The organism is Mycetocola zhadangensis, from assembly GCF_003668565.1.
GTDB classification, from domain to species: Bacteria; Actinomycetota; Actinomycetes; order Actinomycetales; family Microbacteriaceae; genus Mycetocola_A; species Mycetocola_A zhadangensis.
Map to the genome: position 1 here is coordinate 77,766 of NZ_RCWJ01000005.1, position 19,743 is coordinate 97,508.

The 19,743-nt window shown below is 64.3% G+C and carries 17 protein-coding genes and 1 tRNA gene; 4 read left to right on the forward strand and 14 right to left on the reverse strand.

Annotated features, from left to right (window positions below):
- The first annotated feature begins 286 nt into the window (after window positions 1–286).
- Entirely contained in the window at window positions 287–418 is a 132-nt protein-coding gene (locus D9V28_RS16455) for a hypothetical protein (protein WP_268234440.1), read from the forward strand.
- A 957-nt stretch (window positions 419–1,375) separates the two neighbouring features.
- Here the strand turns inward: D9V28_RS16455 and D9V28_RS14910 are convergent.
- The 3 genes from D9V28_RS14910 to D9V28_RS14920 form a co-directional block, all read right to left on the reverse strand.
- Window positions 1,376–1,457, reverse strand: a tRNA-Tyr gene (locus D9V28_RS14910).
- A gap of 99 nt (window positions 1,458–1,556) precedes the next feature.
- A complete protein-coding gene (locus tag D9V28_RS14915) occupies window positions 1,557–2,477 on the reverse strand; it encodes a carbohydrate kinase family protein (protein ID WP_121660506.1) in 921 nt (306 codons plus the stop codon).
- 250 nt (window positions 2,478–2,727) lie between these two features.
- Entirely contained in the window at window positions 2,728–3,474 is a 747-nt protein-coding gene (locus D9V28_RS14920; RefSeq protein WP_121660507.1) for a lytic murein transglycosylase, read from the reverse strand.
- A gap of 89 nt (window positions 3,475–3,563) precedes the next feature.
- On the opposite strand from D9V28_RS14920, the gene D9V28_RS14925 reads away from it, so the two are divergent.
- Both D9V28_RS14925 and D9V28_RS14930 read left to right on the forward strand, forming a co-directional pair.
- A complete protein-coding gene (locus D9V28_RS14925; RefSeq protein WP_121660508.1) occupies window positions 3,564–4,052 on the forward strand; it encodes a YajQ family cyclic di-GMP-binding protein in 489 nt (162 codons plus the stop codon).
- Between the two features lie 15 nt (window positions 4,053–4,067).
- Window positions 4,068–4,994, forward strand: a complete 927-nt coding sequence (locus D9V28_RS14930; protein ID WP_121660509.1) for an NAD-dependent epimerase/dehydratase family protein — start codon at window positions 4,068–4,070, stop codon at window positions 4,992–4,994.
- Here the strand turns inward: D9V28_RS14930 and D9V28_RS14935 are convergent.
- The 7 genes from D9V28_RS14935 to gabT all read right to left on the reverse strand — a co-directional run bounded on the left by D9V28_RS14935 (window position 4,991) and on the right by gabT (window position 13,680).
- Window positions 4,991–5,464, reverse strand: a complete 474-nt coding sequence (locus D9V28_RS14935) for a hypothetical protein (protein ID WP_147441024.1) — start codon at window positions 5,462–5,464, stop codon at window positions 4,991–4,993. The genes D9V28_RS14930 and D9V28_RS14935 overlap by 4 nt on opposite strands.
- Window positions 5,465–5,571: 107 nt before the next feature.
- Complete coding sequence (locus tag D9V28_RS14940; RefSeq protein WP_121660511.1) at window positions 5,572–7,113, reverse strand: APC family permease; 1,542 nt, start codon at window positions 7,111–7,113, stop codon at window positions 5,572–5,574.
- Between the two features lie 4 nt (window positions 7,114–7,117).
- Window positions 7,118–7,996: a universal stress protein gene (locus D9V28_RS14945; protein WP_121660512.1), complete on the reverse strand. Its 879-nt coding sequence runs from the start codon at window positions 7,994–7,996 to the stop codon at window positions 7,118–7,120.
- Between the two features lie 45 nt (window positions 7,997–8,041).
- Window positions 8,042–9,397, reverse strand: coding sequence for a flavin monoamine oxidase family protein (locus D9V28_RS14950; RefSeq protein WP_121660513.1), 1,356 nt, complete (start codon window positions 9,395–9,397; stop codon window positions 8,042–8,044).
- Between the two features lie 26 nt (window positions 9,398–9,423).
- Window positions 9,424–10,851 carry a gamma-aminobutyraldehyde dehydrogenase gene (locus D9V28_RS14955; protein ID WP_121660514.1) on the reverse strand — a complete coding sequence of 476 codons (1,428 nt, stop codon included), beginning with the start codon at window positions 10,849–10,851 and terminating at the stop codon, window positions 9,424–9,426.
- Between the two features lie 31 nt (window positions 10,852–10,882).
- Window positions 10,883–12,337: an NAD-dependent succinate-semialdehyde dehydrogenase gene (locus D9V28_RS14960; RefSeq protein WP_121660515.1), complete on the reverse strand. Its 1,455-nt coding sequence runs from the start codon at window positions 12,335–12,337 to the stop codon at window positions 10,883–10,885.
- Complete coding sequence (gabT, locus tag D9V28_RS14965) at window positions 12,334–13,680, reverse strand: 4-aminobutyrate--2-oxoglutarate transaminase (protein WP_121660516.1); 1,347 nt, start codon at window positions 13,678–13,680, stop codon at window positions 12,334–12,336. The genes D9V28_RS14960 and gabT overlap by 4 nt, the downstream gene beginning before the upstream one ends.
- Before the next feature lie 123 nt (window positions 13,681–13,803).
- Here gabT and D9V28_RS14970 point away from each other — a divergent pair, with 123 nt between their 5' ends.
- A complete protein-coding gene (locus D9V28_RS14970; protein ID WP_121660517.1) occupies window positions 13,804–15,321 on the forward strand; it encodes a PucR family transcriptional regulator in 1,518 nt (505 codons plus the stop codon).
- 6 nt (window positions 15,322–15,327) lie between these two features.
- On the opposite strand, the gene D9V28_RS14975 is transcribed toward D9V28_RS14970, so the two are convergent.
- Genes D9V28_RS14975 through D9V28_RS14990 form a run of 4 tightly spaced genes read right to left on the reverse strand, consistent with a single transcriptional unit; the run spans window position 15,328 to window position 19,694 of the window.
- Window positions 15,328–16,353, reverse strand: a complete 1,026-nt coding sequence (locus D9V28_RS14975; protein ID WP_121660518.1) for an alpha/beta hydrolase — start codon at window positions 16,351–16,353, stop codon at window positions 15,328–15,330.
- Window positions 16,354–16,359: 6 nt separating this feature from the next.
- Window positions 16,360–17,187, reverse strand: a complete 828-nt coding sequence (locus D9V28_RS14980) for a hypothetical protein (protein ID WP_121660519.1) — start codon at window positions 17,185–17,187, stop codon at window positions 16,360–16,362.
- A 53-nt stretch (window positions 17,188–17,240) separates the two neighbouring features.
- The gene (locus D9V28_RS14985; RefSeq protein WP_121660520.1) at window positions 17,241–18,611 is read right to left on the reverse strand and encodes an FAD-dependent oxidoreductase; all 1,371 of its coding nucleotides are present in this window, start codon (window positions 18,609–18,611) and stop codon (window positions 17,241–17,243) included.
- A 15-nt stretch (window positions 18,612–18,626) separates the two neighbouring features.
- On the reverse strand, window positions 18,627–19,694 hold the full coding sequence (locus tag D9V28_RS14990; protein WP_121660521.1) for a polyprenyl synthetase family protein: 1,068 nt from the start codon (window positions 19,692–19,694) through the stop codon (window positions 18,627–18,629).
- Window positions 19,695–19,743: the final 49 nt, after the last annotated feature.

Here is a 19,743-nt window from a genome sequence, read left to right on the forward strand (position 1 = left end):
CGCATTTCTCGCTGGATGTTCGACGTCACCATCGGCGCCAAGTGACCCTATAGAAACGGCCAGAAAATTTGTTGAGCGATATGACGCGTGGGCACAGCAGGGGTATTCCAGCCCCATTCCGGACTTTCTACGCAACGCCTCGACCAGTTCGACCTTAGATGCGCTAGAGCGAGATCAGTCCTGGTATGAACGAGGGGAGGTTCGTCAAGAGGGTTCAGCGCGAATATCAAAGGCCGAGCTCCTCCGCTTGGAGCAGGACCAAGCGGTTGTGCGCATAATCCTCGACGTGAGCGACATCGTCGTCACGGCGGGGGGAAGCCCCACAGCAATGGACGGCAAGAAGGTTCACTCGACAGTCATCACGCTCATCGAAGAGCAAAACCAGTGGCTCGTCTCAGCGTCGGCCCCCGAGGAATAAGCCTCATCCACTTCTGAGCAAGGCAGGGTTCTAACAAATGTCATAAGGCAAAGGTCCGCTCGTGAGAGGAAGTACCGAGCCCCGAGCCAGCGATCGTTGAACACCATCACGGCAGACTCGGCGCCATCCACGACGTCACCGCAGATCATCTTTGTTCAGCCATGAAATGGGCGGCGTCGATTCCGTCGTCGTTCTCGGCGTGAGCTGCGAGCCAGTCCGCGGCGGCGAGCGCGAGAACTGACAGTGTCGTAACGGATAGTGACGGTGCCTGTTCGTTTGTCCCGAATAAGTCCGATGACCGTCCGGCAGACGTAACACCGTCGGGCGTCGGCCGCGCAGCGCATTTCGATGGTTCCGTTCAGGCGTAAACGAGACGCGCTGAAACGATCGTGGGGCTTTCGTAGGGGACGGCCGTCGAGCAACGACTGAAACCCTCGGAATCCGCGTGATTCCGAGGGTTGTGTGCGTGGCAAGTGAGGTTTCTGTCGTCAAAGCATTGTTAGTACATCTGTCGCGCATCGTTCGCGACTGATTGTTCCTCCATGTCTCGGGACATGAATCCGATCTGACTGGCGGTCGGTGTTCCAGGACATCGTTCATCATTGATCCCGTCGTGCGGCCTGGTCTCACTCCCGTGATCACAGCCAAGGGGCAGGCATCAGCCGAACGACGTAGCCTCTCCCGCTTCGGCGAAGAAGCCGTGCGAACCGCCGAAAGGTGAGTTCCGCAGCGGACCGCGTTATCCCAATACGATCGGGCAGAATCAACGAACCCACGTCGTCGCGCTCGGCAAGAAGGCCTACAACACCAACATGGCCGCCGGAACGTTTCGGGGCTATACCTACCCGGACAGCACCTGCAGGCCAAACAGAAACAGCCCAGGCCTGAGATCGACCAGTCGGTTAAATGAACGATGTCGCGGGACATATATGAACTATGTCCCGCGACATCACAACGTGGCGAGTGAGGGATTCGAACCCCCGAATGCTGAGCAGTCTGATTTACAGTCAGATCCCTTTGGCCGCTTGGGTAACTCGCCAGAACGCATCCGACCGACTTGTACAGACAACCGGAGGCGCTGTAAAAGAATACTCTGTGCCTACCCGCTTCGAGAAATCGGCTCCCTCGCGACGTGAGGCTAGGGGCGCACGCGGCCCATGGCATCCGGAACCGGAGGCAACTGGAGAAGCGCGCCCGGAGTCCGACAGGTCCAGCCCGCGATGAGCATCGCTTCATCGAGAACCCGCTTCCACGCGTCGAGCCCGTTCGGGATTCCAGCGGTCGCCAGCGCGTGCACCGTCGCGGCGAGGGTGGCATCGCCGGCCCCCATGGTGTCGACAATCGGGCCGGGCAGGTCAGCAATCGGCGCGACAACCCGCCCGACCGCAGAGACGATCTCGGCCCCGTCGCGACCAGCCGTCGCGAGCACGTGAGCGGCACCGGCGAATCGCAGCCGTTTCACCAGGTCGGGCAGCGCGACGCCGTACAGCAGTTCAGCGTCTTCGTCGCCGACCTTGGTGACGAGGCTGGTCGCGGCGATCCGTTCGAAGTTGAGCACAAAAGCCGCCGGGTCATGCAGCATGCCAGCACGCGGGTTGGGGTCGATCACCAGTCGGCGACTCGGGTTCAGCACAGACTCTTCGAGCTCGGCACTCTGCTCATCGTCATCAAACGGGAAGCAGCTGACCACGACGAGCGGAGCATCCGCTATCGCCAGTCGCTCCTCGTCACCGAACACGATTCGACGCTTCTGCGCCGCCTCATTGAAGCTGTAGCGCGGCTCGCCGTCTGTGCGGTCGCTCACCGCCCGCGAGCTGCCGAGCGGACCCGGCGTCGCGATGAGTTCGACACCATGTAGATCAAGAAATGAACGGATGCTTGCACCATCGGCGTCGTTTCCAACCATGGCGATCAGTGTGGTCGGAACGCCCAACCGGGCCAGGCCGACGGCCACGTTGAGCGCGGCGCCGCCGACGAAATCCCGACTGGTCGAACCGTCTCGCATCTCGTCAATGAGCGCGTCACCGATAACCACTGTTCTGGCGTCGTTTCTGTCCATTGCTCGTTTGCTCCGTTCCTCTTCGAGGGTCGCACACCACGCCAGCGACTCGCCAGTGCGCCGCCGCCGCAGTTGCGCCACCACCGCACGGTCGACATGGGTGGGCAGCTCGCTTACGCACGGACATGCCTACGCCGCTCGGCCGCACCGCCCGTTTGCCGAAAATGGCTTTGCAACACCGTCAGGGAGCCGCGCACGGAGCGACTTTTGGTAAATCGACGGGGCCGGAGCGGACGCGACGAGCGAACGACTACCCCTCGGCGGCGCGCTCCGCGTACAGGGTGCCGGCACGGGCCACCGTCGCCACATAGTCCTCGTTCGGGTTGAACCCGAGCACCGCTTCTCTCCACCCGGACTCACTCACCAGGTCCCCCGACACCCGGCAGAGGTAGTTCGCCGTTGCGAACGCCGCATCGTCGAGGTTGTGCGGGTCCTGCACCCCGTCACCGTTGCCGTCGATGCGCCAGTTGTTCCACGTCTGCGGGATCAGCTGCATCGGCCCGATCGCACGATCGTGCTCAGCATCGCCGTCGATGGCGCCGGCATCCGAATCGGGAATGGCGATGTTGCCGTCGCCGTCGAGCGCGACACCGAAGATCGGCGGCGACACTGTGCCGTCGTCGCCAACCGCCGAGCCACCGTGGCGGCCGTGGTCACTTTCGGCGAACCCGACGCCGGCGATCGTGTTCCAGCTGAGCCCGCAGGTCGGCATCTGCTCAGCCTTGAACAGCGCGGCACCGGCATACGCACGCAGCGCCCGTTCCGGGATCCGCGTCGCCTTCGCCGTTGCGGTGACCCAGCCATCATCGACGAGCCCAGGGTTACCCGGGAGCGTTGGCACAGTCGCGGCAAGCGGCGCTTCAGCGGGGGCCGCAAAGGTCGGGGCCGGCCCCTCCGGCGATGCGGACGGTTGAGCGGCAGGCGTGATGGCACACGAGCTGAGCAGCAGAGCGGATGCCACGGCACCGGTCGAGAGTGCAAGGCGAGCAGACAGCATCCGCTTATCTAATCATCCCTCGCAGACAGGATGCCTGATGGTGGCCGCTGACCGCCCGGCCAGCGGCGGAAACCCGTACCATGGGGGCCATGGCAGATTCATCGTTTGACGTGGTTAGCAAGGTCGACAAGATGGAGGCGGACAACGCACTCCACCAGGCGCACAAGGAGATCGAGCAGCGCTACGACTTCAAGGGCACCGGGGCGTCGATCGCGCAGTCCGGCGACAAGATCCTCATGAAGGCGAACAGCGAGGAGCGCGTCAAGGCGATTCTCGACGTGTTCCAGACGAAGCTGATCAAGCGCGGCATTTCGCTCAAGAGCCTCGACTCAGGTGAGCCGTTCGCGAGCGGCAAGGAGTACCGCATCGAAGCCGAGCTCAAAGACGGCATCACGCAGGAGAACGCGAAGAAGATCAACAAGATCATTCGCGACGAGGGACCCAAGGGTGTCAAGAGCCAGATCCAGGGCGACGAATTGCGCGTGCAGTCGAAGAGCCGCGACGACCTGCAGGAGACCATTGCCCTGCTCAAGGGCAAGGACCTCGACATCGACCTGCAGTTCATCAACTTCCGCTAACGGCAGTCGCAGACCATGAGCGTGCTGGTTCTCGGCGCAGGACCTGTCGGGTCGACTGTGGCTCGCGCGTTCCTGGATCGGGGTGAGCAGGTGACCGTCGCGACCCGGTCGGGCACAGCCCCGGAGGGCGTAACCTCGGTGCGCCTCGATGCTGCCGATGTCGACGCGCTCACTCGCGCCGCGTCGGGTCATTCCACCGTCGCGGTGTGCACGAATCCGCCGTACAACACCTGGCGCCGGGACTGGCCGCCGATCATCGAATCGGTGATCGGCGCGGCTCGGTCTACGGGCGCGAACATCGTGATGATTGGCAACCTGTACTCGTACGGCATGGCAACCATGCCGATGCGGGAGAGCTCTCCTGAGGAGCCCGCGGAGTCCAAGGGCGAGGTTCGTCGCGATCTCTGGGCCGCACTTCGGGCTGCGACCGAGCGAGGTGACGTGCAAGCCGTCGAAGTGCGCGCGAGCGACTACTTCGGCCCAGGCGCCGCGGGTGAAGCGCACCTCGGGACACGGTTCTTCGACCCGATTCTTGCGAACAAACGGTCGTGGGCGATTGGCAACCCGGCACTGCCCCACAGCTGGGCGTACCTTCCTGATCTGGCTCGCACTGTTGTGGCCGCGAGTGAGTATCGAGGGGATTGGGGACGCGTCTGGCATGTGCCGGCGGCGTCTAACCTCAGTCGCACCGAGATTTGCCGCATAGTCAACGCGCGCTACGGTGTCCGCGGGTCGATCTCCGGCATCCCGTCGTTGGTACTCAAGGGCGTCGGCACGTTCAACCCGATTTTGCGCGAGGTCTCAAAGTCGAGCTACCAGTTTCTGGCGCCATTCCTCTCGGATGCCACCGAAACCGAGAGCATGCTCGATGTTGGTGCGACCGCCTGGGAGCGCGCACTTGACGACACTGTGGCGTACTACCGGTCGGGTCGACCTGCCTAGATCGCCTTGGTCATTTCGTTGACAGTCGATTCGGGCGCACGGGCCGCGCGTCGCTCGGCCCGGTTCACCAGAGTTGCCGCAGTTGTCGCCGCGACGATGCCAGCGATCACACCGAACATCACATAGCCCAAGGGCCAGCCCGAGTCGCTGACTACAAATCCGAACACGATGCACTCGGTCAAGACGGCCATGCCCGCACCGACGCCGGCCCAGGACACACGGACGATGGCTGCCCGCTGCAGACGACGATCGACCAGCGCTACCGCCGTCATGCCGCCGATCAGGGCCGCAACCGCAACGACGACTCCGATGAGGCCCCACGTGAGAATCGAACGGAATGCCTCAGCAAGTGAGATCTGCGCCTGCCAGCCAATGGCGCTGGTGAGCACGACAAACTGAAACAGCCCGGCGCTGATCGCGAACCCGAGAAAGGGCGCTTGCAAAGCCACGCGGCGGTATCGGCGGAACACACCCGAAGCCTATCGCCGGAACACGAGGACCGAGGCCGCACGCGAAACGCTGACTCTGAGGGGTTGCGGTTCGCCGCACACCAGCAAAGTCAGCATCTCGCGAGCGGTTACACCGGCAGCTCGTCGAGTTCCTCGTCGTCTCTCCCGTTCGACGCTCCACGCTCGAGCGTTTCGCCGCGGAAGAAGGCCGGACGCCGGATCGCCTGAATGATCATGAGGACGATGCCAGACACGATGACCGCCATGCCGAGGATGAACACAAGCCCGACCCCGCCAATGTTTGAGCCCGAGCCGTACTCCGGGTCCATGCTCTCGGTGATCGTCGTGTAGAACAGCACAGCCAGGATGATCCCACCAACGAGCGGGAACAGCAGTTGGAAGAAGAAGTTGCGCACCGAAACGAACAACTGCTTTCGGAAGTACCAGACGGCGGCGAATGCCGTGAGGCCGTAGTAGAAACAGATCATCATGCCGAGCGCCGTGATGGTGTCCCAGAGCACATCCTCGGAGACGAACCGCATGATCGCGTAAAACGCCGACGCCACAACACTGGAGACGATGGTGGCGAATCCGGGTGTCAGGAAACGTGGGCTGATCCGAGAGAATCTCTCAGGCAGCGCCCCGTAGTGCCCCATCGCAAGCAGCGTTCGTGCCGGCGAGACGAAGGTTGACTGCAACGACGCCGCCGAACTGGACAGCACCGCAATGGACACGAGGATGGCAAGTGGGCCAAGCACCGGGCCGGCGAGCGCAAAGAACACGTTGCCCTGAATGTCTTCGTTTCCGAGCCCGAACTCACCGGTTCCGATGCCGGCGAAACTGATCGACGCTGTCGCGATGAGCAGGTACAGCACCACGATGATGAGCACTGTGAGAGTCGCCGCCCTACCAGGAGTCGACCGTGATCCCTTGGTTTCCTCGTTCATGGTCAGTGTGACGTCCCAACCCCAGAAGATGAAGATGGAGAGCGAGAGTCCAGCGGCGAACGCACTGAAAGACTGAACGGCGAACGGGTTGAACCACTCGAGGCTGACCGGCACCGGGTCGAACGCTGATCCGTTCGCGACCTGGTAGAACGCGACGATGCCAAACAGGAGCAACACAATCAGTTGGAAGCCGACGAGAACGTATTGCACCTTTTGTGTGGTCTGCATGTCGCGGTAGGAGATCGCCGTCGCCGCAGCCATGAACGCCAAACACGTCACGACATTGATGACGGGGTTGAGGGCGAGGTTCGCAATGTCGGGGTTGCCGAAGATCTGCGCGAGCATCAGGTAGAAGAAGTCCACAGCAATTCCTGCGAGGTTTGACAGCACAAGGATGGTTGCCGCGATGAGCCCCCACCCGGTCATCCAGCCGATCCACGGCCCAAAGGCCCGCGTCGCCCAGGTGAACGACGTGCCGCTGTCAGGCATCGCCCGGTTGAGTTCGCGGTAGCCGAACGCGACGAGCAGCATTGGAATGAAGCCGACCAGAATGATGGCTGGCACCTGAAGGCCCACTTCTGACACGGTCGGGCCGAGCGCCGCCGTCATGGTGTACGCGGGCGCGATGCAGGAAATCCCGATAACAATGGCACCGAGCAGCCCGACGGAGCCGGCGCTGAGGCCCTTCTTGGAGAGACCGCGCTCGGTCTGGTGAACGGCCATGGCCCTAGTCCTCAACCGTCAGGATCGAGTCGCGCGGAACGACGACCATCGGCACCGGCAGCTCACGAAGCATCTTCGCCGCTGTGGTTCCCAGGAACAGCTGCCTAGGCTGTGCGAGTCGACTCGACCCGACAAACACCACCTCACCCGGGTCCCATTCGAGCGCAGCGACCGCATCCTCCACCCGACTTCCGGATGCCGTCAGTACAGTCACGTCGATATCGTCCGGCAGGTGCTCCGCCACATACGCGACGGTCTTCGCTGCGTGCTCTTCGGCCTGGGCCCGCACCCGCGGGGGTGTGTCGACACCGTCAGCGTCGAGGGCGACGAGCGAGACCAGCCGAAGAGGAACCCGTGATGCTCGCGCAGCCAGGATTCCGGCGTCGACGAGCTCCTTCGCGCCTGACCGGGTGCCGACCGCGACGGTGATTCGCGAGATGCCCTCGAGTCCCACTTCGGCGACGGACCCTTGCGGCGCGAGAGCAACAGGGACAACTGCCGAGTGCAGCAGGGAGTTCGCCACACTTCCGATGGTGAATCGGCCGAGCAGGCCGCCCCGCGCCGCACCAACGATGATCATTCGACCCTCGAGGTCGCGACTGGTGTCGAGGAGCCCCTGCGCGAACGACTCCGCGTAGACAATATGCCCCTTCGCGTCCATGTCGTTCGGCACAAGAGTGAGTGCACGGTGCAACCACTCTTCGGCCGCCTCGTGCAGATACTTCTCGTAGCCGGCGTCCACCGGAACAAGGGTTGCCCTCGCTTCGCTCCTCAGAACGATGACGATGTCGAGGCCCCTCTGCATGGAGCGAGCGAGCCTCACGGCGAGGTTGAGTGCATCCTCGCCGGAGGGGGTGTCGGTGTAGCCCACGATGTATCGCATGTCGAGTCGCTCCTTTGCGGTCGGTACAGCGGGAGTTGCGGGATCTTACGTTCGGTTCAGAAGGATGGCGTCGGCGGTTTGTCGGCCCATTCGGATGGCACCGTCGACGTGCTGGTAGCCCTCGGCGGCCAGGTCGCTGCACGACCAGTGGATCGGCCCGACCGGCGAGCGCAGGTCGGCGCCGTACCGATGCAGCCCACCCATGTCGAAGCTCGCGGCATACGCACCGCGCGTCCACTCCTCACTGCCCCAGTCGCTCTCGTAGTAGACGACAGGGCTCAGCGCTTCCTCGCCGTAGTAGTGCGACAGGGAAGTGAGGATGATCCGTTTGCGTTCCTCGGCGGGCAGCGTGAACAGCTGATCGGCCTTCCGGTCAGACACGAAACCGACCAGTGTGCCGCGCGGGTCGTCGTAGTTCGAGTTGTCATAGGCCTCGTGCACGATCTCGTATGGGCTGAACGAGGTACCGGAGAGCCCGGCGTTCCGCCAAAACGGAGTCTCGTAGACGGCATGCACCTTGATCACGAAACCGAGCGACAGGTGCTGGTGCATCTGCTGCTGGCGCCGCGGCAGTGGCGGCTGGAAGTCGATCCTTGAGTAGAGGTTCGGCGGCACTGCGACGATCGCCTGCCGCGCCGACACCGTCATGCCGTCGGCGACCGCTCGCACACTGTCAGCGGTGTACTCGAGGCGGCGCACCGGCTGCGACAGGAACACGTCGTCGCCGAGCTTCTCGGCGAGCAGCAGCGGCACCCGCTGCAGGCCGCCAATCACCCGCTTGTCAAGAATGAAGTCGGCGTCGACCAGATTCGAAAAACTGCCAGCGGATGCCGCCATCAAGATCGCCTGCAGCGCACTGAACGCGTGGGCCGGTTTGGTGAGCATGGCGTCGGCGACGAAGAGCGCGATGTTGTCACGAGCTTCAACGTCATCGGTTTGGCTCTCAAGCCACTCGATCCAGGTGACCGAGTCGAGCTCCTCCGCGCGGGGGTGCGCCCACGGCTCGCGCGGACCGATGTCGGCGACGAGCTCGTCGAGCACAGTGATGAGCCGTTCCATCTCGCGCTGGGTGGATGCCTCGACCGGGAAGATCTCACCGGTGAACCTGGTCAGCGTTCCCGACGCATTGATGTAAACGCTGTCACCCTCGCGGTAGCGCGAGTAGGTCTCGAGTCCGAGCTCGGCGAGCGTCTCGATCAGCGCGTCCTGGTCTGGAGACACCCACTGGCCACCGATCTCGAGGGTCGCCCCGTCAATGTCGTTCGTCCACAGCCGGCCGCCCACCCGATCCCGTGCCTCAAGCACCGCCACGCTGAGTCCCGCCTCGCGCAGCCTGGTGGCCGCTGTCAGCCCCGATGCTCCTGCGCCAATGATGACGACGTCGCGCTGCAGTTCGGTCATGCCCTGTTCTCCTCGGCGTGCCACGCTCATACCTCGATCGCGCTCATCACGTGCTTGATCCGGGTGTAATCCTCGAGTCCGTACGACGAGAGGTCCTTGCCGTAGCCCGACATCTTGAATCCGCCGTGCGGCATCTCTGCGGCAAGCAGGATGTGGGTGTTGATCCAGACCGCGCCGAAGTCGAGCTCACGCGCCATTCGCATCGCCGTGCCGTGATTCCTCGTCCATACACTCGACGCGAGTCCGTAGTCCACATCGTTGGCCATGTCGACGGCCTGCTCTTCGGTGGCGAACGTCTGCACAGTGAGCACAGGCCCGAAGGTTTCCTCCTGCACGCAGGCATCGATCTGCGATACACCGGTGATCACGGTCGGCGCGTAATAGAAGCCCTTCTCCCCCACCCGATGACCACCGGTGACGACCTTCGCGTGGGAGGGCAGGTCGTCGATCACGCTCGACACCTTCGCGAAGTGTGAGGCGTTATTGAGCGGCCCATAGTAAGCGTCGGGGTCCTCAGCATTCCCGGTCTTCGTGGCTTCCGCCGCCTTGACCAGCTCGGTCACGAACTCGTCTGCGACCGATTCGTGCACGAGCACACGCGTGACAGCCGTGCAGTCCTGGCCGGCGTTGAAGTACCCGGCACCTGCGATGCCCTCTGCGGCTCCCGCGATGTCCGCGTCGGCGAAGACGACGGCGGGCGCTTTGCCACCGAGTTCGAGGTGCGCCCTGTGCAACCTCTTCGCAGCGGATGCAGCGACCGCCATTCCGGCGCGCACAGAGCCTGTGATCGACACGAGCCCCGGAACAGGATGCTCGGTCATCAGTTGACCTGTGCTTCCGTCGCCGAGCACAACGTTGAGCACGCCGTCTGGGAGGATGCCCTGCGTCAGCCGCGCGAGAACCAGGGTGGACTCCGGCGTGGTGTCGCTCGGCTTCAGCACGACGGTGTTGCCAGCAGCGAGCGCTGGAGCGATCTTCCAGATGGCCATCATGATCGGGTAGTTCCACGGCGTCACCTGGGCGACGACGCCGATCGGTTCACGGCGCACAAATGAGGTGTGGTTCTCGAGGTATTCCCCGGCGCTCTTGCCCTCGAGCACCCGCGCTGCTCCGGCGAAGAAGCGCAGGTGGTCTGCACCGGCGATCACCTCTTCCACCCGGATCGCCTCGCGGGGCTGCCCGGTGTTCCGGTGTTGCGCTTCAACGAGTTCGTCCGCGTTAGCCTCCATGGCATCCGCAATTTTCAGGAGCATCGCCTGTCGCTGGCTCGGGGTTGTGCGCTTCCAGGTGGCAAATGCCGCGTGCGCACCGGCGAACGCGTTGTCGATATCCGCGTCGTTCGAGATCGGCGAGGTCGCAACGACGTCGCCGGTCGCCGGGTTCACGATGTCGAGTGTTTTCGACCCGGCAGCGTCCACAAATTTGCCGTGAATGTAGTTCTGGAGCAACGTCATTGTTCTTCCTTCCGTACTGCGAGCGGGTGCCCTACGCCACAGGCGTCATGGTGTACTTCGTGGAGAGGTACTCGTGGATTCCCTCGAAACCTCCCTCTCGGCCGATGCCGGACTGCTTCACACCGCCGAACGGTGCTGACGCGTTCGAGATCACACCGACGTTGAGGCCCATCATTCCGGTCTCGAGCTTGTCGATCATTCGCTGACCCCGCGCCAGGTCGGTGGTGAAGACGTAACTGACGAGTCCGTACTCGGTGTCGTTTGCCAGCCGAATGGCATCCGCTTCGGTGCTGAATGGGACGATGGCCAGCACCGGGCCGAAGATTTCTTCGCGGAGGATGTTCGAGCCCGGCTTCACGTCCGTGATCACCGTTGGTTCGAAGAAGCTGCCGTCGCCGTCGATCGACGAACCGCCGGTGAGGAGCGTCGCGCCCTTGCTCACGGCGTCGTCGACGAGGTCGGTGGCCTTGGTCACGGCGCGGTCGTCGATGAGCGGGCCAATGGTGACGCCGTCCTCGGTGCCGCGGCCCACGGTAAAGCCCTTCACCCGTTCGGTGACCCGGCGCGCGAATTCTTCGGCGACGGATTCGTGGACGATGAAGCGGTTCGCCGCAGTGCAGGCCTGGCCGACGTTGCGGAACTTCGCGGCGATGGCGCCGTCAACGGCTGCGTCGAGGTCAGCGTCACCGAACACAACGAACGGGGCGTTTCCGCCGAGCTCCATCGAGGTGCGGAGCACGTTCTTCGCCGACTGGGAGATGAGCTTCTGGCCGACCGGTGTGGATCCGGTGAAGCTGAGCTTGCGCAAGCGAGGGTCATCGAGCAGCGGCTCGGTGACGGCGCCGGACGAGCTCGTCGTGAGCACGTTGACCACACCGGCTGGAAGACCAGCCTCTTCGAGCAGCTTCGCGAAGTACAGGGTGGTCAGAGGTGTGAGCGACGCCGGCTTGACGATGACCGTGCAGCCTGCGGCGAGTGCCGGCGCGATCTTGCGCGTGGCCATGGCGAGCGGGAAGTTCCACGGGGTGATGAGGTAGCACGGCCCGACCGGGTGCTGCGAGACGATGGTGCGGCCGGTGCCCTCGGGGTTCACGCCGTACCGCCCGGTGATGCGGACGGCTTCTTCGCTGAACCAGCGGAGGAATTCGCCGCCGTAGGTCACCTCACCCTGCGCCTCGGCGAGCGGCTTGCCCATTTCGAGTGTCATCAGCAGTGCGAACTCGTCACGCCGTTCCTGCATGAGGTCGAATGCCTTGCGGAGAATGTTCGACCGGGTGCGTGGAGCGGTTGCCGCCCACTCGTCCTGCACGGAGACGGCGGCGTCGAGTGCTGCCCTTGCATCGGTGGCGGATGCGTCGGCGATCGAGGCGAGGACGGCTCCGGTTGACGGATCCATCACGTCGATCGTTCCCTCCGTCGATCGCCACTCCCCGCCGATGAACAGTCCGGTCGGGATCTTGGCGAGCAGGGCGGATTCGGAAATCATGCGTTCTCCAATGCGGAAAGGACGACGTCGATGCCTTCGTTGAGCAGCGCGTCGGGGATGGACAGTGGGGGCAGGAAACGGATGACGTTACCGTAGGTTCCGCAGGTCAGGACGATCACACCTTCGGCAGCGGCCGCCTTCGCGATCGCCGCCGTCAGCGCGGCATCCGGTTCGTTCGTTCGTGGGTCAACGAATTCGATCGCCATCATGGCGCCACGCCCGCGGATGTCACCGATGCGCGCGTCGGTTTTCTGCGCCGCGGTGAACCGGGCGGCGATCGTCTCACCGATAGTGCGAGCGGCCGATGCCAGGTCGTCCTCGAGGTACGTCTCGATGGCGGCGAGCGCGGCGACGCAGGCGATGGGGTTACCGCCGTACGTGCCACCGAGGCCGCCGGTGTGGGTGGCGTCCATGATCTCGGCGCGACCGGTGATGGCAGACAGCGGAAGCCCGCCCGCGATGCCTTTTGCCGTCGCGATGATGTCGGGTACGATGCCCTCGTTTTCACTCGCGAACAGGTCACCGGTTCGCGCAAATCCGGTTTGCACCTCGTCGGCGATGAACACGACGTCGTTTTCGCGAGCCCACTCCGCGAGCGCCGGGAGGAAGCCGGGTGCCGGAACGATGAAACCGCCCTCACCCTGAATCGGTTCGACGACGATCGCCGCCAGGTTGGCAGCGCCGACCTGCTTCTCGATCACCGAAACCGCGCGCTTCGCTGCCTCTGGCCCCGACAGCCCATCGCGGAAGGGATACGACATTGGGGCGCGATAGATCTCAGGAGCGAATGGGCCGAAGCCGCTCTTGTACGGCATCGACTTCGCGGTGAGCGCCATGGTGAGATTCGTGCGGCCGTGGTAGGCGTGGTCGAACGCGACGACGGCCTGTTTACCCGTGTAACTCCGCGCCACCTTGATGGCGTTCTCGACGGCTTCGGCACCGGAGTTGAAGAGGGCGCTGCGCTTCTCGTGATCACCCGGCGTGAGTTCGTTGAGTTTCTCTGCCACCTCGACGTAGGAGTCGTACGGCGTGACCATAAAACAGGTGTGCGTGAACTGCGCGACCTGCGCCTGCACAGCGTCCACAACGCGGGGTGCACTGTTGCCGACGCCGGTCACGGCGATGCCCGAGCCCAGGTCGATGAACGAGTTGCCGTCGACGTCGACAATTACTCCCCCGCCGGCCGCCGCAGCGAACACCGGCATGGTCGTTCCGACCGCGCTCGTCACAGCGCTTCGCTTGCGGGCCATCAGCTCCACTGAGCGCGGGCCTGGGATGGCCGTGACGATCCTCCGCTCCTGCGCGAGCGTAGGGCCTCCGGTGGTCGGGGTGGTCAGTGTCATGGTTTCGAGTGCTCCCTGTCAGTGGTTGCCAGCGTATGAGGTGACCGGGCCGCCGTGAACTGACAAAACGGCCAGAGGCATCCGCTATTCTGCCACTCTGGCATTTCCGCGTACGCTTGCCCCATGCAACCAACGGTGAACGGACTGCTCCACAATGCCGGCCTCGGACTGCGCCTGCTCACCGGCGCGAACTCGGAACGACTCACCGCGCCCATCTCCTGGATTCACAGCTCGGACCTCGCCGACCCAACGCCGTTTCTCGACGCCGGGCAGCTCGTGCTGACCACTGGCACCCAGTTCGCCCAGGCAACCGCGACGCGGGAGAGCTTCGAAAGCTACGTCGAACGTCTGGCCGGCGCTGGCCTCCTCGGCATCGGTTTCGGCACAGAGGTGATCCAGGCCGGAACCCCGGATGGCCTGATCGCGGCGTGCGAACGTTTCAGCATGCCGCTGTTCGAGGTGCCGTACCGCGTGCCGTTCATCGCCGTCATCCGTTCGGTCGCCGACCTCATCGCCGAGGCGGCACACGCCAGAGACGCGTGGGCTTTGAATGCGCAGCGCGCCATTTCGTTTGCAGCACTTCGACCGGATGCCATCGGTTCGGTCCTGCAGGAACTCTCACGTCAGCTCGGTCGCTGGGTGCGTCTCTACGATTCGCGCGGGCACCAGTCGGCGACGTTTGATGAGGCATCGGCGCTTGGGCGGTCCGAGCTGCTCGAGCGGGTGGACGCTGAAGCCCAGCGTTTGATCGCGCGAGGGCAACGATCGAGCTCGACCATCAGCGACCCGGCCGGGCAGGTGTCGCTGCAGACACTGGGCCGACGCGGAGCCCTCAGGGGTGTTCTCGCCACAGCTGGTGCCGGGCCGCTCGACGCCGCTGACCAGACCGTCGTGACGAGCGTTGTTGCGCTGGCCGGTCTGGCGCTCGAACAGAACCGTGAGCTCGGTCGGGCACGCGGCCGACTGCGCAGCGGACTGTTCCAGAGCCTGCTCGAGGGAAACGTTGCCCCGGTACGGCGGATTGTCGAGCAGATGGGCGGCGCGCTCCCCGTCGAGCCTGTACGGTTCGTGGTGCTGCGCCCATCGAGTGGGTCGCGCGACGCCCTGTTCACCGACCTCGAAGCACGAGACGCCGAGTTCACCGGAGAGCTGTTTTTTGCTGCGAGCGACGGGCGGGTTGTGATCTCCGCGTCGTCGGACGCTGCGCCCGCGCTTGCTGCCCAGCTGAGCCGACTGCACGGGCTGGCCGCTGGGCTCTCTGAGCCGATGCCGTGGGTTGAGACGGCGACCGGTGTCTCGCAGGCGGTGCGTGCTCTCGAAAAAGCGGGCGAAGCATCCGTTCTCGGATTTTCCGACATCGTCGATGGGAGCCTGTCCGGGTTGCTGCGCGAGACCGCGGCGAGCGAGGTGGCTCGTGCGCTGCTGCGGCCGGTGCGAGAGCACGACGCGGGCACGACGCTGATCGAGAGTGCGCGGGTGTGGCTCGAGCACAACGGCGCATGGGACCCGGCCGCGAAGCAGCTCGGCATTCACCGGCACACGCTGAAGAGCCGGGTGGCGCTCGTGGAGAAGCTCACCGGACGCCCGTTGGCAGGTTTTGACGCGCGCACCAACCTCTGGCTCGCGCTGGAGCTCGAGTAACGGGCGTCAGCGCAGGTAGGATCGCGCCCAGCGCGTGATTTGTGCGTAGGCGTACGCCCGTACCGACGGCGCAGACAGCAGCACGTCGTGGATGGCGCCGGGGATCCTGGCGACCGTGACCGTCGGAGCGAGCCGCAGCGACTGCTCGGCGATCTCATCAACAACGAGCACCGTGTCACTCGACCGCATCTCGTCTGACCAGGTCATCGAGAGCGTCGACTTCGCTGAGACCATGCTGAGCACTGGAACGTCGATGGAGAGCCCTGCTGCGACGCGCTGGTGCCCGCCGAACACCGCGGCGAGCCAGGCCGGATGAGCCGGGAAACCGCGGGCCGGACGCCAGTCGGTGTTGTACTCCCATTCGCCGTCCATCGCCCTCGACACGGAGCGGGAGTAGAAACCCAGGTCGACGTTCGGGAGAGGTGCCCGAGGGTCGAGCCGCGCTCCGATCGAGGCGAGCGGGGCGAGGGCACGGCGGCCGACGGCGCCGGCCTGGAACTCGAGCCACGGGCTATTCAGTACAACGGCGTGCGCCCGTTCAGGGTGCCGGTCGACCCACAGCGACACGGTCAGCCCGCCGGTGGAGTGGCCCAGAATCAAGAGACGACGGGACGGCTGCATCCCGTGCCCATGCCCCATCGCGGTCAGAGCCGCTTCGATGTCCTCGTCATAGTCGGCCAGGTTGGTGACATAGCCGGGGGTGTGGTGGTCCCGGAGAGAGCGGCCATACTTTCGCAGGTCGAGTGCGAAGAACCTGGCACCCTGCGAGTGCCAGTATTCGGCGAGCTCGGTCTGAAAGAAGTAGTCAGACCAGCCGTGCACGTAGAGGACATCCCAGCCACGGGCGACCGCTTCGTCGTCGAAGATTGACGCGAGGCGACGGAACGCTGATTCGCGACGGCGAACCAGCGTCGCCACTATTGGGCCCTGGAAGTCGTCGGTCAGCTCGAGGGTGAGCTGCTCGAACGGTTCACCGAGGACGTCTGGCTGCCAGTTGTCGCCCTCCGGCTCTCTCTGCGCGCTTGCTGCCACCGCTGACTACGGCTGGGGCGGGTACGGCGGCTGCGCCTGGGGAGCGGCCGGGTACTGCGGAGCCTGCTGCTGCGGTTGCGGTTGCGGCTGGTGCTGCTGCTGCTGCTGCTGCTGCTGAGCGTGTGGCTGCGGAGCGTGCTGCTGGGGCACCTGGCCCTGCGGCGCAGCGTAACCCTGTGGAGCCTGAGTCTGCTGCGGGGCAGCGTAACCCTGTGGAGCCTGAGTCTGCTGCTGGGCAGGGTAACCCTGCGGTGCGCCGAACTGCGGTGCCGCGGCTCGCGGTCGCGGCGGCACGTTGCGGGCGATGAGCACACCGAGCACGAAGATCGCGGTCAGGGTGAGAGCCGTCAGGATCGATCCAATGAACGCCGAGCTGAAGATCACCTGTCCGAGAAGTGAGCCGCCGTCAATCACGGCCCAGATCAGGTTGATGAGGACGAGCCCGACGAGGCCGATCGCGCCGCCGACGACAAGCTTCTTGAGCAGTTCGACCGTGTTGCGTGCCTTCTCGATCGGCACGATGTACAGGGCACTCACCACGACGAGGCCAGCGAAGACCGCAGCGGCCACAACCGAAACGATGAAGTAGATGACCTGGTTGCCGAGCATCCCGTAGATCGCATTGCTGACCAGACTCAGGACGCCGGTGAGGAACTCGAAGCCGACAACCAGGACCGCACCGAAGATCAGCTGGCGCAGAATACTCTTGTCGATCGGACGTGACTGCTGCACCGGTGGCCCGAATCCGCCCTGGGGTGCGGCACCCTGGGGCTGCCCTCCCGCTGGCGGTACCTGCTGGGCGTACGGGTTCTGGGGAGGCTGCTGCATCGACATGCCACCACCCTATCGGGCGTCAACAACGCCGAACCATGGGCAGGACTGCCCGACTACGCCCCGAGTGCCTCGCCGCGCGAAATAGCGACCATGTCCTCGCGCGGGACCACCTTGATGCGCGCCCGACCGTGCGGTTCACCGAGCTTGACCTCGTGCTGGTCGAGGTTGTGCCACCCGTCGAGGTCGGTGTACTTCACGCCACGCTCCTCGAGCAGGTCAATCACACCCTGTTCGCTCGGGTCTGCAGGCGCCCACCAGTTGCTCTCGCCGTTGATGACGTGCTTGATGGTCTCCATGGCATCGGACTTCGTGTGGCCGATCAGACCGACGGGTCCGCGCTTGATCCATCCGGTCGCGTAGACGCCAGGCACGACGTCATTGCTGCCCTTTTTGAGCACCATACCCTCGCGGTTCGGAATCACTCCGTGACGTTTATCGAATGGGATGCCATCAAGCGGCGACCCGAAATAGCCAACGGCCCGGTAGATGGCCTGAATGGGGACCTCGCGAATCTCGCCTGTCCCGACGACCCCGCCCTCGGCATCCGGTGTCGTCCGTTCATAACGGAATGCGGCGACACGGCCCTCGTCGTCGGAAACGACCTCGAGGGGCTTGGCGTAGAAGTGCAGGTGCAGGCGACGGGAGGCTGTTCCGACGTCACGCTGGCGCCACTTCTGCAGCACCTTGTCGATCACCATGACCTGCTTGTTGCTTGTGATGGCGGCCTTTGAGGCCTCGTCGTAGTCGAAGTCCTCGTCGTAGACGATCATGTCGACGTCGCGAAGCTCACCAAGTTCGCGCAGTTCAAGCGGTGTGAACTTTACCTGCGCCGGGCCGCGACGCCCGAAGACGTGCACGTCGGTCACAGGTGAGGCCTTGAGCCCTTCGTAGACGTTGTCGGGAATCTCGGTCGACAGTAGGTCTTCTGGGTGTTTCGCCAGAATGCGCGACACGTCAAGCGCGACGTTGCCGTTGCCGATCACCGCGACCGACTGAGCTTCGAGCGGCCAGGTGCGCGGAACGTCGGGGTGACCATCGAACCAGCTCACGAAGTCGGCGGCTCCATAGGACCCATCGAGGTCGATGCCGGGGATGTCGAGGTCGGCGTCGCGAACGGCACCCGTCGCGAAAATCACCGCGTGATAGTGCTTCTTGAGGTCGTCGAGCGTGATGTCCGTGCCGAAGTTGACGTTGCCGAACACCCGGATGTCACCGCGATCGAGTACCTCACGCAGAGCGGTGATGATGCCCTTGATGCGCGGGTGATCTGGAGCGACGCCGTAACGCACCAGCCCGTACGGCGCCGGAAGGCGGTCGAACAGGTCGATCGACACGTCGAAGTTGCGTTCCGCCTTGAGCAGGATGTCCGCTGCGTAGATACCTGCCGGGCCGGCGCCGACGATCGCGAGTCTCAACTTGGTCATGCGGGAATTCGTTCCTTACTTGCTTCGGTCAACGATGGTGTCCGCAAAGCGGGTGAGAGCCTGTTTCACCGGGCCGTCTGGCAGCGGTGCGAGAGCCTCGACGGCTTCGCGGGCCCATTCGTGCGCTTCGGCGAGGGTGCGCGTGGTGACGTCGTGGACGCGGAGTTCAGCGATTGCCGCATCAAAGTCAGCGGATGCTGCGTCGCCGTCTGTTCCCGCGGCATCCGTTTCGATGCGGGACACAAGCGCTGCCGCTGCCGCATCGGTTGCAGCGAGTGCGCGAAGGCGAATCAGCGGCAGGGTTGCGACGCCGGCACGGAGGTCGGTTCCCGGAACCTTGCCTGTCTCCTCGGGTTGCGGGGAGAGGTCGATCACGTCATCGATCAGCTGAAACGCGACACCGATCTTCTCGCCGTACTCGACGACCGGCGCCTCGAACTCGTGCGGAGCACCGGAGAAGATGAGACCGGCCTGGGCGGCGAGGGCGATCAGCGACCCGGTTTTGTCTGCGAGCACCTGGATGTACTGCTCTTCGGGATCTTCGTCGTCGCGCGGGCCGACGGTTTCGTGCAGCTGGCCGAGGACGAGTCGTTCGAAGGTGTCGGCCTGCAGTTGGGTGGCGCGTTCACCGAGGCCGGCCATGAGCTGGCTGGCGCGGGCGAAGAGCAGGTCACCGGTGAGGATCGCCACGGAGTTGCCGAAGACGGCGTGTGCACTCGGGACGCCGCGCCTGCGGTCGGCGTCGTCCATCACGTCGTCGTGGTAGAGCGACGCAAGGTGGGTGATCTCGATGGCCTGGGCTGCCTGGATGACATCTGGGGTGTTGCCGTCGCCGAGCTGAGCGGTGAGCAACAGAAGCATCGGACGAACACGTTTGCCACCGGCTTCGAGCAGGTACCGCGAGGTGGAGTCCGCGACGGAGTCGGTGAAGCTCAGTTCGACCTCGAGTGCGCTTTCGATGAGTTCGAGTCCGTCGTCGACCGCTGCGAGCACTTTTTTGCTCTTTGCTGACGCGAAGATGCGGTCGGTCTGACCCAGATGACTGGAAAGGCTCGTCGCACGCCGGATAGCACTCGAATTCACGCTCTCTAGCCTACCTGTGCCCGACGACACCGCCCCTTCTCCTCAACAC

Coding starts and splice junctions, on each gene's coding strand:
- D9V28_RS14985 (WP_121660520.1), bottom strand. CDS start 18,611: ATGACCAAGTTGAGACTCGCGATCGTCGGCGCCGGCCCGGCAGGTATC.
- D9V28_RS14925 (WP_121660508.1), top strand. CDS start 3,564: ATGGCAGATTCATCGTTTGACGTGGTTAGCAAGGTCGACAAGATGGAG.
- D9V28_RS14940 (WP_121660511.1), bottom strand. CDS start 7,113: ATGGCCGTTCACCAGACCGAGCGCGGTCTCTCCAAGAAGGGCCTCAGC.
- D9V28_RS14950 (WP_121660513.1), bottom strand. CDS start 9,397: ATGACCGAACTGCAGCGCGACGTCGTCATCATTGGCGCAGGAGCATCG.
- D9V28_RS14970 (WP_121660517.1), top strand. CDS start 13,804: ATGCAACCAACGGTGAACGGACTGCTCCACAATGCCGGCCTCGGACTG.
- D9V28_RS14915 (WP_121660506.1), bottom strand. CDS start 2,477: ATGGACAGAAACGACGCCAGAACAGTGGTTATCGGTGACGCGCTCATT.
- D9V28_RS14945 (WP_121660512.1), bottom strand. CDS start 7,996: ATGCGATACATCGTGGGCTACACCGACACCCCCTCCGGCGAGGATGCA.
- D9V28_RS14930 (WP_121660509.1), top strand. CDS start 4,068: ATGAGCGTGCTGGTTCTCGGCGCAGGACCTGTCGGGTCGACTGTGGCT.
- gabT (WP_121660516.1), bottom strand. CDS start 13,680: ATGACACTGACCACCCCGACCACCGGAGGCCCTACGCTCGCGCAGGAG.
- D9V28_RS14955 (WP_121660514.1), bottom strand. CDS start 10,851: ATGACGTTGCTCCAGAACTACATTCACGGCAAATTTGTGGACGCTGCC.
- D9V28_RS14980 (WP_121660519.1), bottom strand. CDS start 17,187: ATGTCGATGCAGCAGCCTCCCCAGAACCCGTACGCCCAGCAGGTACCG.
- D9V28_RS14960 (WP_121660515.1), bottom strand. CDS start 12,337: ATGATTTCCGAATCCGCCCTGCTCGCCAAGATCCCGACCGGACTGTTC.
- D9V28_RS14920 (WP_121660507.1), bottom strand. CDS start 3,474: ATGCTGTCTGCTCGCCTTGCACTCTCGACCGGTGCCGTGGCATCCGCT.